We start from the raw sequence: 13,205 nt of genomic DNA, 5'->3' as shown, positions 1-13,205 counted from the left end.
CTTTATTCTTTGTAATACAGAATAAAGCGACACGATAGTTCTTTGATAGATTTCTTATTTAATCTAGCGGAACTAATTGATTTCGGACTGCATAAATCACTGCTTGCGATCGACTTTTCACATTTAGCTTTTTAAAAATTTTATTGATGTGAATTTTAACTGTTTTATCACTAATATATAAAACTTCAGCAATTTCTTTATTACTAAGTCCTTTTACTAGTTCAAAGAGAATTTCCTTTTCACGTTCCGTCAGTTCATTTTCATTTGATTCTACTTTCATTTTTTGCTGATGATATGTAATTAATTTTTTAGTCATACGCGGATGAATGACTGAATCGCCTCGATATAACATTCGAATTGCTGCTACTACCTGATCTGATGATGAATCCTTCAATAAATAACCATCAGCACCGGCCTGGAGTGCATCCATTAAATACTCGTCATGTTCATACATTGTAAACACAAGTACACGGCAACTCGGATATTTTTTTTTCACTAACTCTGTAGCTTCAATCCCATTTTTCTCTGGAAGATTAATATCCATCAAAATACAATCTGGTCGGCATTCTTCTACTTTTCCCAATACTCCATCCCCAGAGCTAGCTTCTCCAACCACTTTCATATCAGATTCATCCTCTAGTATGCTCCGAATTGCATCCCGTAAAAAAGCATGATCATCTACTACTAATATTTTAATCATTTTACGCACCCCTTGTTTGTGAATCTGGAATTAACAGTGTAATTTCTGTCCCTTTTCCTACAGAACTATCAATCTGTAAAGTAGCCCCTAATTGGTCAGCTTGTTCATTCATATGTAATATACCATAATGTGGCTCATTCTTCGTTTTAACCATAGACTCAAATAGTGAAAAGCCAACTCCGTTATCCTTAACCCTTAAAAGCACGTGTTCACTTTGATAGCTGAGTAAAACATCAGCCTTTTTTGCCTGTGCATGTTTTACAATGTTTTGCAAACTCTCTTGTAATGTATCAAATATAATTCTTTCTTTTGAAAAACTAAGCGCACGTGCATGACCTCTTTCATGATATGTAATGTCTAGTTCATATTCTTGTCTTAAAGATTTTATTTTACTTGCTATCGCCTGCTTAAGTCCCAATTGTTGTGTCGGATATGGTTTTAAAGCATAAATAGAATAGCGAACTTCTCCTAGGCTTCCTCTTAAATCTTTTATGCTTTTCTCTACTACTTGCTGCATATCTTTTGGTTTATCACGGTATTTTTTCTGCGCGGATTCTAGTTGGAATATCACCCCGGCTAATGTTTGCGCAATACCATCGTGAATTTCTCGAGCAATTCTATTTCTTTCTTCTAAAATCATTCTTTTTTCCTGTTCAGAAATTAATATCCTTGTTTTAACTACGTTAGCTAATTGGTTAGAAAATGTAGCTAACGACTGTACATCTTCTGGAAAGAAGCCCGCATTTCTACTTTTCCCTGCAACAAACATTCCGACTAGTTCATCATTAACAATAAGAGGAAAATATACAAGTGAGCGTATGACACTTTCAAATATTTCATCTCCAGGAGCCGTACCAATTTTCCAATCATTAAATACAAGATTTTTAGAAAGTCCCTCAAACGCATCGTAATTTTCTAAATGATCAGAAATATCAGGGCGAACTTTCCCATCTTTTAATAGAATATTCCAGTTTCCATCATCTTTTGTCCATATTACATATGCTTGTATGCCAAAAAAACCTTTAAGTGCTTGTTTAATATGCTTCAAGTTTCCTCCAGTTAATCCTCGACTAATTTCGGTCGTAATAAGAAATAACTCATATAATCGTTCTTTCTCCATCCTTATCCGTACAGAAAAAGAACTAATAACGGAAGTTGCTACAAGTGGAAAAAAGAAAAACAGCACTGTAACTTCGTTTACTTCCACACTATATGTACTAATTAGTACATGCATCAGTGCCGCATAAGAGAAACCAAAAGTTTCGCAAAGAAATACCGTAATAGTTTTTTTATACCATTGATAAATTAAATATGGCTGCGGAAGAAGTATCATTAACAAATCGTAAAAGCGATTGTTGAAAAAACAAAAAAACATGCAAAATAATAACAAAGATATTAAATTCTCATACAGAACTGACATACCTATCTTATTAATTATTAAGGACATACATTTGTCTGAAAACCATTTGGCAAAGATCAAACTAAGTGCATGTTGAGTACTATTAAATAACATTCTTTGTATCGGTGAACGACGATGCAGGTGAATAATTAGCGTCACAAGTACAATAGCAACAATAGTTATATGGATTCCAAACTGCCAACTCATAGCGTAAATTATCGGAAAGGTAAGCGAACTAGTTCCTCTCCAAAATCTTACAGGAAAATACTCTGCAATCCCCATAAAAAGTAACAACAATATTAGTATTGTTAGATGAGAAGGGATTTTAATTTCAAGTAAAGATATAGTTATAGTAACCAAACCAAGAAAAGAAATAAAATAAAGATAAAAACTAGCAATCTTTTCTCTCATAAAGATAGAATTTACATCTTTCAAAACAACCCCTTCTTTCCCTATAAAAACTTCATTTTCTCTATTATCCAACAAAAAACCGGCACTGGCAAAATGGAAGAACATCCACTAGCCAATCACCGGCTGTGTACTACACCTAAAAAGGCAAGACACAATACTAGTATATATCAGTTTGTGAAGTTTACCCATTAGTCAAATGGTGTAATTGTACATACTTTTAGACTTAGGTCTACTAGTACAAAAGATGTATACGCAATTTAAATTTTGATTCACTAAAAAAATTCTAAGAAAAATAGGAAGGCAATCGTAGTAAATACTTATCTATATTAATTTCATCTAAATCTTTAGGTTATGTATGTGTCAAATACTCCCCATCTAATATTTACAAATAACCCATGAGATAATCTCCTTATATACTATATATGAAGTTTATCACTTAATATTTATTGAAGAAAAGGCGATGCATACAATAATCAAATCTAATTAACATATTATTTAATTATCGGTAGCGAGATTAAAGAGACTCCCTATTCTCAGGAAGGAACCTCCAATTCATATTATTACCCCTATTTCTATGTTTCTTATTTGATTCTAATTAACTAACTGATTAGGGTTATTGCAAATCAAAATAATAAAACCACATCTCCAATTATTAGATAACTATCTAATACATTGGAGGTGCGGTTCACTTAGGTCATTGATGTTTCAGCTATTCTCTTTATTTGAAAATTACATCTACCATATTAATTTAATATTATATTCCTCTAGCCAACTATTAACTTGAAGTAAATAATCTATTATACCTCGTGCATCATTACCTGAAATTACTTCGTCTTTTCCTTCTGCAATAGCACGAACTCTTTCTACATTAATTAATGGCAAAATAGGTGATTCAGGATTGTTCAACACATGTAACATCCAATCACTAATACCTTGTAGATAAGAGGCATCCTTAGTGCTTGGATATGCACTTTTTTTGCGATAACGTACATCCTCTGGAAGTACATTTTCAAAAGCTCTACGTAAAATACCTTTTTCAATATTGTCTATGCTTTTCATTTCGAATGGGACATTCCATAGGTATTCTACAAGCCGGTAATCGCAAAATGGAACTCGTACTTCAAAGCCATTCATCATACTTGTGCGATCTTTTCGTTCTAGCATAAATGGCAAGAAACGTGTAATAAACATGTAAGACATTTGACGTTGCTTCATTTGCAGATCACTTTCACCTTCTAAAAAGGGAACCTCAGCAACTGCATCTTCAAATTTTTGTTTTTGATATTTTTCAAGGCTAATCTTCGCTTTAAAATCATCTGATAAAATTTCTGTACTATACCATAAATTAACACTCCAAGGGAATATCTCTGCATCTAGAAACTTCTCTTGATGGAACCATGGATATCCTGAGAATACTTCATCTGCGGATTCGCCTGAAAGTGCAACTGTTGCGTCTTTTTTCATTTCCTTAAATAGCAAATAAAGAGACGTTTCCAGTTCTCCAACTCCAGGTAGATCACGCGCTCGCATTGGAGTTAATAAATACTCTATTAAACTATCTGATCCTAACTCTATAGAATGATGCTTTGTTCCTACATATTCAGCCACACGTTTCACCCAAGGTTCATCACGATCAAAACGAAGGAAGTCTTGCTCAAAGTCTTTTTCATCATTGATGAAATTCAGGGAATATGTATGAAGGCGTTCCCCTTTATTCCCAAATTCATTTCCTGCTAAACCTGTTAAACCACTGGAATCTAAACCTCCGGAAAGCATAGATACCACTGGTTTATCAGCAATTAACTGCCGTTTAACCGTATCTTGTAAAATGGAGCGGATTGTCTCGACTGTTGTATCAATATCATCTACATGTTTTTTACTTTCAAGTTTCCAATACTGTGTCGTAGTCGAGCCATTAGAGGTAAACGTCATATAATGGCCAGCACGCACTTCATGTATATCCTTGAAAATAGCATGACCAGGAGTACGTGTTGGTCCAAGGCAGAATATTTCAGAAAGTCCTTCTTTATCTACCTCTGCATCTACAAATGGATGCGAAAGTAAAACTTTTAACTCTGAACCAAAAAGAATTGCGCTTCCCCTTTGAGCAAAAAATAAAGGCTTCACACCTAGATGATCACGACCAAGCATCAATTTCCCAAATCTTTCATCCCAAATACCAAAAGCAAAAATCCCATTTAGATGTTGAACACAATCTTCTTGCCATTCTAAGTAAGCATGTAGTAATACCTCTGTATCCGACTTGGTCTGAAATTTATGACCTTTCTCCTCAAGTTCTTTACGTAATTCTTGATAGTTATAAATTTCTCCATTGAACGTAAGGCCAATCATATCATTTCCATCTTTATAGAGCATAGGTTGAAGGCCACCTTCAGGATCAATGACGATGAGACGTCGATGACCTAATGCCGCTCGTTTTGAAAACCAATGCCCCTCTGCGTCAGGTCCTCGGTGAATGATAGCATCTGTCATTTTTTTTAACGTTTCTTGTTCATTAGACAGGTCTTTAGACCAGTCTATCCACCCTACAATTCCACACATAGTGTCTACCTTCTCTCAAATAGTATAGAAACCGACTAAAATTGAATATCAGTCGGTTTTCCGTAAAAAAATCCGACTAAAAACATCTTTTAGTCATGTTTATATAATAAAATGAATTGAATAAAAAATCAAATAATTCAATCAAGAAAGAAATCATCGTCCGATTAAAAAATTATTACCTTAAACTTTCATTTTTATCTTAAGTGATACAGTTGCATTCTATTATAGTTATATACTAGAAATAAGAATGGTGTATGTTATTCTATAAGAAGCAAATAGAGGACTTTCTATTAGGAGTTACAAAATTACAAATGAACTAATACAGAATGTAAAGATAGAAAACTTCGCTAAATAGTTCAAGGATAGGGTGTAGACAATGATCAAATTAGAAAAAGAAAATAAAAAAATGAAAATCATTCAATCTGCCACAATACTGTTCTCTACGCGTGGTGTCCGTAACACAACGGTTGATGAAATTGCAAAGACAGCTAAAGTTGGTAAAGGTACTATTTATTATTACTATACAGATAAAACTGAAATATTATGTGACTGCTATATGCGTCATATTCAGCTCAAACGCTCACAATTATTTAATTTATATAAAGAAGAAAAAGATGTTTTACTTCGAATACAAAAAATTCTTCATTATATCAGCCTAGAATATCATCAAGATCCGTTTGTTTCTACACTCTTTCAAGAATATAAAGAGTACCATTCACCTGAAATTACAACTTGTTTTAAACAATCTGAAGAAGAAGCAATTAACATGATAAGTAATTTGCTCGAAAAAGGTTATCAGCAAGGAGCTTTGCATAAGGTACCATTACCGCTTACAGCTTTTATGTTAGTACGAATGATTTTTAACTACGAACAGGATTATATAAAAAATGATAAAAGTGATACAGAATTTCTGCAGTTGCTAAAACATATGCTTCTTAAAAACTAGTTTTAACAACAAAAAAATAATTGTGGTACAAATATATGAAGAAGAACGTGAATAATGAATGGTTTAATAAACTCTTTTCATTCTGGCCAAACATACGAAATATCCAACGCTTATGTAGAAATGAATGAAAAAATCATATAAATTTTTCTAAAATTAGAAAGCCTATACTTAAATCTACAATAAAATAGTTCAGTAAAAAGAGCGTGTTTTCATCTATCTAAACACGCTCTTACAAATATTTAAACCCTATATGAATTGCTTATTCCATTCTGATTTTCTTTTAACTAATATATCTCTTTATATACGATTATCATGCCAAAAGTTTATTGGAAAATGATTGTTCTCATCATAAGCTTCAAATTCGTACCCTTTTTCTTTTAACCCTTTTATAATTGCTGGAACTGCCGCGACAGATTGTGGATGAATATCGTGCATTAAAACAATTTCCTTTGAAGACGTCGCACCTGCTAAGACATTTTGAACAATCTTTGCAGCTGCTACATCAACGGGTAATTTATTGTATTTCCAATCTAAAGAATCAATTGTCCAATCCCATACTTTCAAATTATTTCCTACCACTTCATTTCGAAGTGATTCATTTAAGCCAGGCATTGATCCATATGGTGGACGTGTTAATTTCGGTGTGTATCCAATAACGTTTCTAATTAAAGATTGATCTTCTTTCATTTCCTTCACATATTCCTGATTGGTGTATAGCTTTTTAAAATCATGTGTCATACTATGCATGCCCACATAATTGTTTTCTACATGCTCTCGTTTCACTAAATCTGGGAACCTTTTCACATTATCGCCAATTAAAAAGAATGTTGCTTTCACATCATTTTTCTTTAGTACATCTAATAGATTAGCTGTATATTTTCCAGGTCCATCATCAAAAGTTAAATATGCAACTTTTCTTTCTTTACCATCAAAACGATTAGGTATCAATTTTTTTAATTCATTTTTAGGTAGACTGCTCACTTGCTGAACACTATTTGCCTCTTCCGCATTTACCAGCTTAGGATTCGTAATAGATTGAAACACGTAATACCCTATTGCTACTAAAGTAATAGCCAACAATACACTTATAATTCTCTTTTTCTTAAGCTTAATTTTCATATTATAATCTTCTTTCTATCTTAATAATAATCTGTATAGGTGAAAATTAGTGCCCTGCACTAGCGTTCATGGCATTTCCTATAATAGTCAGAACTACTGGAAATAATACTGGTCCTAAGGTAAGGACAATGTTTAAAATTATAATAAAACTATATAGTAAGCTATAATTTTTACTATTACGGTTTTCAAATACTAGGATGACTAATGTTATTATAGTAATTAAATGTAGTAATAAAATTATCAACCAATAATACATCATTATAGTAAGATTCCACTTTCCTAATAGTTGGTATGTTACCCCTATTATTATCCCTAATATAGTAGCATTAAAGGAAATAAACAAAGTTCTTTTTAGTATTTTAGGAAATGTTTTGTGATCCACAGTTTTATTATATAAACCGATTAAAATGCCCAAAGATAGATATGCCAGTAATAGCCCTACCCAATTCCAGATCCAATCTTGATCCCCCATTAAATTAAACAAAAGCGCAATGATCCCTCCTACTGCAAGAATCGAAGAGATCATAATACTATTTAAAGCTGATTTCATACTATTTTCACTTCCTTAAAAATTTTACAATACAGCATTGAAGTCTACTCTTAAGTTGTCCTTTACTTATTAGATTCCTTTTCATTAAAAATCTTGTATGGAAATCCCATCATATAATCCGGTCATCATACCTAATAGCATATACGGAGAATGGGTAGGCCCAGCAAAAATTACATGTACATGATCACATACCATAATTTTTAAACTGAATGAAACTCCACCAAATCCTATTCCACATGGTAGATATACAAAAAGAGGATGCCATTCACCAACTTTTATTTGTATATCAATTATTCAGACGAGTATCAGCTACTGCATAACCTTAAAATAAATGCTTTGATTTTTCATCGTCAATCAAATAGCACATTTGATTCTTATTAACTTGTATTCTTCCTTCTTCTACTGCTTTACTATAGCCCGCTGTATATTTAAAAATAGTAACCCCTTTGTTTCTAATTAAATCTTTTTCCCATTTTTTCGCAGCTGCTGCCATATGTACATATGATGTTTTAAAATTAATAATAATTTATTATAATTAAGTATATATTAACAATATATTAAGTATAAGTAAATAAAATTAATAATAATTTAATTTTATTTACTTATTTAAAGGGGATTACATATATGAACGATATTAATGTTGGTCACAAAATTAGGGCATTTAGAAAAGGGGCCGGATTAACCAGTAAACGTTTAGCAGAGTTAGCTGATATAACACCTTCCATGTTAAGTCAGATTGAAAAAGGAATCACAAATCCTTCATTACAAACACTAAAATTAATTTCTGTAGCACTAAATATTCCATTGTTTAACTTTTTCTTAGAGGATACCAATACAGAAGAATTAGTTGTAAGAGCTAACCAAAGGAAAAAAATAACTTTTCCTGAAAGCGGCAATGTTTCATATGAGTTATTATCTCCTAATTTAGATGGAGCACTAGAATTGGCTTTAATGAATCTGTTCCCTGAAACTGCTTCATCTATGGAGCCTGTGGCACATAAAGGGGAAGAAATAGCATTTATTATGGAGGGACAAGTAAAACTATATCTAAATGATGAGGTTTTACTTCTCAATACAGGTGATAGTGTTAAAATCCCACCTTATACAAAGCATAAATGGGAAAACACTTCTTTAAACAAAGTCACTGTTATATTTGGGGTAACTCCACCATCTTTTTAATTTCAAATACTAGCGAAGAAAAGTTAGAGAAAATAATTCTCTAACTTTTCTTGTATACTTAATTTTATTTTAAGAAATTAAAAAACTTGTCTCCCAATTATATGAGATTAAAATCTAAACGATTAAAACTAATGAAATAGATCTTTTTAATTACATACTTAATTTATTTTTTAATGTCCAATATTTTTCTCCATTAGCTTCAAAAGAGAATTCTACCCATCCATTTGGATCTTCACGATAAATAAAGATGGTTGTTCCAGGGGTTACTGTACCAACTTTATTCTCCTCGACAGCTACATCTGGTCTACTTTTAATTTTTAAATTAAATGGATAAGGTACCTGGTAGTAAGCAGCTGATGATACAACATTTGAGCTTGAACCGTCTGCATACATTTTATATGGAATTTCATTCGATAACGCGTCGACATCTAATGTTTCAGGATTCTTTGGTAATTTTTTTGCATATGTATAGTCTTCTACATGAAACGGTTTAATACGTTCCATAATACCCGCAATTTTCTTAGCCCAGCCTTTATCTGATGCATATTTCACATTCATGCCAGTTAATGTTGGGCCGTTATAATACATACCACTTTCTTCTAAATATCTTTCTCGTACATAATTAGCGTTATAAGCAATGCTATCCCCGTAGCTTGGTAAATATTTTGCATATTTAAACGGATCTCCATCATATGCACGTAGACCGAATAGATTATGTTTTTGATATGCGATTTCTGATTTTCCGTATCCAGATTCTAAAATCGCATGCGCTGCTAAATAATGAGCACTCACGCCATATTGATTTTGCGCATTGATAAAATCTTGCCCATGTCCAACTAAAGGACTATCCGAGTGATATTTCGCAATAAAACTATCAATCTCTTGAGCTGTAATTTTCGAAGCCACTGTTAAATTTAAATCTTCATATGAGGTAGCAGTAATAACCTCTTTTTCATCGTTTAAATTTTGTTGTAACATATCTGTTTTTGCAGTAAGTTGAGCAGCTTCAGCACGTGTTATAAATCTATTTGGTTGCCAACCGTTCTCGGTACCATTAGAGATTTTTAAATCTATTAAAATATTGGCATATTTTTCTCCCCAATGCCCTTTTAAATCTTCAAATCTAACCTGATCATTATGATTTGGTGTGCTTTGTAGTTTATATGCATTTACTAGCATCGTAGCCATAGCAGCGCGAGTTACTTTTCCGGATGGATTGAAGATTCCATTACCTTCACCTTTAACAATCCCAGCTTTTTCAGCAGCAGCAATATAAGGAGTAGCCCAGTGGTTTTGTGAATCTGTAAAAGATGGTTTTGCATTAGGATCAATTTGTATACCTAAAACTTTTGTCATAATTTTTGTAGCCGAAGCTCTGTCTAATGAGTCATTTGAACCAAAAGTTCCATCTGGATAACCATTTAATACCTGTTTATCAACTAAATAATTAACGGATTTATCAGCCCATGTAGGAACATCAGGGAATTTATGAGTATCTGCTAAAATATTAGAAGAATAGGATAATATAGCTCCTGCAAGGATACCTGTTGCAATTAATTTGTGCTTCATTAAAATAAACACCTCTACCATTGTATTTATCAAATTGAGATTTTCTATTTTTATATTTACATGTTTGTCATAATAATGAAATCGTATTAACACGCATCCAATTTGATGTAACGAGTATAGTTACTTATATACACAAGTGTCAATGAATTTATTTTACAAAAATGAATAATTTTTACATTATTTTGTAATTGAATTATGTATAAATTTTGTAAAGGACCTTTTGATAGATTTTACCTGAATAAATCTCTTTAGTTGTTAATTTGCCAATCTTTTTTGTTTACTATTAATTAATTAAAAAAAGAATTTTTTTGTTTAAGAGCTACTTTAAAATCTTAAGTTGATGGATGTGTGAATGTACCGCTACTAAAATTCTTGCTTTTAAATCATTATTACTGTATTATATTTACGTATCAATATAAGGATTATATTATATAAAAAGGAATCAAATCTATAAGTAAGATTTAAATCCTTTTCGAAATCAAAAAGACTTTGTCAAAATCTAATATAATTTATGCTTGTCTTTTTAATATGTATCTAGTAAAAACATATTTTTTATCCATAGAATTCTGTTTTCAATGCTAGGAATTAGTGTTCTAAACAAGAAACCGTACAAAGTGATCTGAAAAACCTGAGAGATATTGTATGTAGTTTGCTCATCTCCAGGTACTACAATAAAAGAGCCTTACCTTTCTAGGCAAGACTCTACTAGTTTAGTTGTATACTATTTACATGATAACTAAGAAACAGAAAACATATAACACCAAATAACAGCACCCTATTACTCCTCCTACAGCTAATACCTGTTTAACCCAACTCTTAAATTTTTGATTACTGTAAATCGCTTGCACTCTTTCCATATTTCCTCCTATTAAGCAGAACCCTTAAAGACTCTCACCTCGCTATAGTACCATTAAAAAATGAATAATAGAGATCTAATGTATAAATATGCAATATTGCATACGAAAATGTATCGTTATAATTGTAAGCGCTTACTATAATAAGGTTATAAAGATTTATTACATCTTAATACGAAAAAGAGGAGAGAATAATATGGAAATCGCAATGGCAGTTTTAAAATTTATAGGTGGAGCAATCCCATTAATTCAAGAACTACTAAAAGCATTTATGTAAATTCACTATTTAGCAATTATTTATAAAAATTATTATACAAATGATCTATATATAAAAAATGAATTGGTTTACAGATCATTTGCGTGATCAAGGTCCCTTTAACATGACTAAGGGGCCTTTTTAAAATTTTTAAATAATTAAGGTTACGTCACATCACGATCAAGTTAGCAAAATAAAATGAAACTTTAACTTGATGGTGATGGGGTAACAGTTGTGATTTAGAGATAAGATCAGATTATACAAAGTTTTGCACGTCAGCGATACTGAAAATAAACTTCGCCTTTAGTAGCAAGAATCCCCAATAAAGATAGTCAACTTGCCTATTTAGGAATAAGAGTGTCAATTTAAATGATGCATTCTGAAACACTACTCTTCTTCTAAAATAGCGTAATAATATTCATCCCACCATTCATTCCCATGTGGTATACACTTCCTGAAATAGCCTTCTCTTCTCATTCCAATCTTCTCCATTACTCGATATGATGGGGTATTTTGTGGTTGACATGTAGCTATAATCCTATGTAATTTCATTTCCTTAAAGCCATATTCCAATGTAGCTTGTGCTGCTTCAGAAGCATATCCTTTATTGAAATATTTAGGATTGAACACCCAACCAATCTCATATGTATGCTCACCAAAATATTTATGAAAAACTATATGACCAATCAGAATATCTTTATCAATTAATACTACAGGAAAGTTCTTAGCGTTTTCACCAATGTTTTCATTCACAAAGTTTCTTGTATTTTCTTCAGTAAAAACCCCTTCAGGTATGTATTTCATAACATTGATATCTGATGTATACTCATGAACAGCTTGCCAATCTTTGAACTCAAATTTCCGTATTAATAACCTTTCTGTTTTTATAAACATTTACTTTTCCCCCTCAAAAAATTACAACTATATTTGAAATCCACATTTAACCCTTAAAACAAAAAAACTTGTAGGAATCTCTACAAGTTCTTTTTAGTTTAAGGCGAATATAAGGACCAAACAAACTATCTTACAGATTGACCGTAGAAACTTCAAGGGTAATGCTTTGACAAATATATTATATAACAAATATTAACATCTACAGAATTTATTTTTGAAAATTATGTGAATTAAGAAATAAAATAGTTTTTTCTTAGATATTATTGTTAATGACTGACGGTATCATTATATTTCATTCTGCAACTTATTTAGAAGAGCTATGTACATTTCGAAGAAGTTCTTCAATAAGTTTTGTTTTTCCATTTACCTTTGTGGCATATGTGAAATCACCATAACAATATGGATACCTAAAATTATTTTTATTTCCACCACAAGTATACATTGCTGGATTTTGATCAACTTTCATCTTAGAAAATTTTTTGGCCGAATCCTCCGAGTGTTGTTTAACTTCTTGACTAGCAATAAAATCAATATACCCTGGCCCCATATTATAGCTTTGAATAATTGTATCCATGCTAACATCTTTTTCCGTTCCATACTTGTACATTTTAACAAAGTGCTTTACCCCTTGTTTAATGCTCAAGCTTGTCTCTTGAATTTCATTTGGCTTTAATCCAAGTGATTCGGATGACTGCATAGGGTCGTTTCCCTCACCTCTACTCTCTTGGTACATAATTCCTAATAAAACTGCTGTTTTCTCTCCTAA

The 13,205-nt window shown here is 31.9% G+C and carries 11 protein-coding genes; 3 read left to right on the top strand and 8 right to left on the bottom strand.

Going from position 1 to position 13,205, the window contains the following annotated elements; all coding sequences use genetic code 11:
• Positions 1-58: 58 nt before the first annotated feature.
• The 3 genes from HFD78_RS20075 to asnB all read right to left on the bottom strand — a co-directional run bounded on the left by HFD78_RS20075 (position 59) and on the right by asnB (position 5,072).
• Positions 59-700: a response regulator gene (locus HFD78_RS20075; protein WP_000590674.1), complete on the bottom strand. Its 642-nt coding sequence runs from the start codon at positions 698-700 to the stop codon at positions 59-61.
• 1 nt (position 701) lies between these two features.
• Positions 702-2,534, bottom strand: a complete 1,833-nt coding sequence (locus HFD78_RS20070; protein WP_033668276.1) for a GAF domain-containing sensor histidine kinase — start codon at positions 2,532-2,534, stop codon at positions 702-704.
• Positions 2,535-3,245: 711 nt separating this feature from the next.
• On the bottom strand, positions 3,246-5,072 hold the full coding sequence (gene asnB, locus HFD78_RS20065) for an asparagine synthase (glutamine-hydrolyzing) (RefSeq protein ID WP_098204784.1): 1,827 nt from the start codon (positions 5,070-5,072) through the stop codon (positions 3,246-3,248).
• Positions 5,073-5,448: 376 nt separating this feature from the next.
• Between asnB and HFD78_RS20060 the strand changes: the two genes are divergently transcribed.
• Complete coding sequence (locus HFD78_RS20060; RefSeq protein WP_000593070.1) at positions 5,449-6,018, top strand: TetR/AcrR family transcriptional regulator; 570 nt, start codon at positions 5,449-5,451, stop codon at positions 6,016-6,018.
• Between the two features lie 297 nt (positions 6,019-6,315).
• Here HFD78_RS20060 and HFD78_RS20055 read toward each other — a convergent pair whose 3' ends face one another.
• Complete coding sequence (locus HFD78_RS20055) at positions 6,316-7,137, bottom strand: peptidoglycan-N-acetylglucosamine deacetylase (RefSeq protein ID WP_000694605.1); 822 nt, start codon at positions 7,135-7,137, stop codon at positions 6,316-6,318.
• Positions 7,138-7,183: 46 nt separating this feature from the next.
• Positions 7,184-7,687, bottom strand: coding sequence for a DUF3902 family protein (locus HFD78_RS20050; RefSeq protein ID WP_000833545.1), 504 nt, complete (start codon positions 7,685-7,687; stop codon positions 7,184-7,186).
• A gap of 624 nt (positions 7,688-8,311) precedes the next feature.
• Here HFD78_RS20050 and HFD78_RS20045 point away from each other — a divergent pair.
• Positions 8,312-8,866 carry a helix-turn-helix domain-containing protein gene (locus HFD78_RS20045; RefSeq protein WP_000997924.1) on the top strand — a complete coding sequence of 185 codons (555 nt, stop codon included), beginning with the start codon at positions 8,312-8,314 and terminating at the stop codon, positions 8,864-8,866.
• A 150-nt stretch (positions 8,867-9,016) separates the two neighbouring features.
• Here the strand turns inward: HFD78_RS20045 and HFD78_RS20040 are convergent, their stop codons facing one another.
• Complete coding sequence (locus HFD78_RS20040; protein WP_016090209.1) at positions 9,017-10,435, bottom strand: S-layer homology domain-containing protein; 1,419 nt, start codon at positions 10,433-10,435, stop codon at positions 9,017-9,019.
• A 945-nt stretch (positions 10,436-11,380) separates the two neighbouring features.
• Between HFD78_RS20040 and HFD78_RS20035 the strand changes: the two genes are divergently transcribed.
• Positions 11,381-11,566 carry a hypothetical protein gene (locus tag HFD78_RS20035; RefSeq protein ID WP_001987408.1) on the top strand — a complete coding sequence of 62 codons (186 nt, stop codon included), beginning with the start codon at positions 11,381-11,383 and terminating at the stop codon, positions 11,564-11,566.
• 366 nt (positions 11,567-11,932) lie between these two features.
• Here HFD78_RS20035 and HFD78_RS20030 read toward each other — a convergent pair whose 3' ends face one another.
• A complete protein-coding gene (locus tag HFD78_RS20030; protein ID WP_000470144.1) occupies positions 11,933-12,439 on the bottom strand; it encodes a GNAT family N-acetyltransferase in 507 nt (168 codons plus the stop codon).
• A gap of 304 nt (positions 12,440-12,743) precedes the next feature.
• A partial coding sequence (locus tag HFD78_RS20025) for a lysozyme family protein (RefSeq protein ID WP_191968104.1) occupies positions 12,744-13,205 on the bottom strand: 462 nt, incomplete at its 5' end.

This window comes from Bacillus sp. EKM501B (assembly GCF_011800505.1).
GTDB classification, from domain to species: Bacteria; Bacillota; Bacilli; order Bacillales; family Bacillaceae_G; genus Bacillus_A; species Bacillus_A cereus.
Note: the sequence above shows the minus strand (reverse complement) of the source record. Positions and strands in the feature narration are given on the sequence as shown.

Bases quoted from the DNA above. Each gene is read 5' to 3' on its own strand.
- asnB (WP_098204784.1), bottom strand. From the start codon at position 5,072: ATGTGTGGAATTGTAGGGTGGATAGACTGGTCTAAAGACCTGTCTAAT.
- HFD78_RS20055 (WP_000694605.1), bottom strand. From the start codon at position 7,137: ATGAAAATTAAGCTTAAGAAAAAGAGAATTATAAGTGTATTGTTGGCT.
- HFD78_RS20045 (WP_000997924.1), top strand. From the start codon at position 8,312: ATGAACGATATTAATGTTGGTCACAAAATTAGGGCATTTAGAAAAGGG.
- HFD78_RS20060 (WP_000593070.1), top strand. From the start codon at position 5,449: ATGATCAAATTAGAAAAAGAAAATAAAAAAATGAAAATCATTCAATCT.
- HFD78_RS20030 (WP_000470144.1), bottom strand. From the start codon at position 12,439: ATGTTTATAAAAACAGAAAGGTTATTAATACGGAAATTTGAGTTCAAA.
- HFD78_RS20040 (WP_016090209.1), bottom strand. From the start codon at position 10,435: ATGAAGCACAAATTAATTGCAACAGGTATCCTTGCAGGAGCTATATTA.
- HFD78_RS20050 (WP_000833545.1), bottom strand. From the start codon at position 7,687: ATGAAATCAGCTTTAAATAGTATTATGATCTCTTCGATTCTTGCAGTA.
- HFD78_RS20035 (WP_001987408.1), top strand. From the start codon at position 11,381: ATGCAATATTGCATACGAAAATGTATCGTTATAATTGTAAGCGCTTAC.
- HFD78_RS20075 (WP_000590674.1), bottom strand. From the start codon at position 700: ATGATTAAAATATTAGTAGTAGATGATCATGCTTTTTTACGGGATGCA.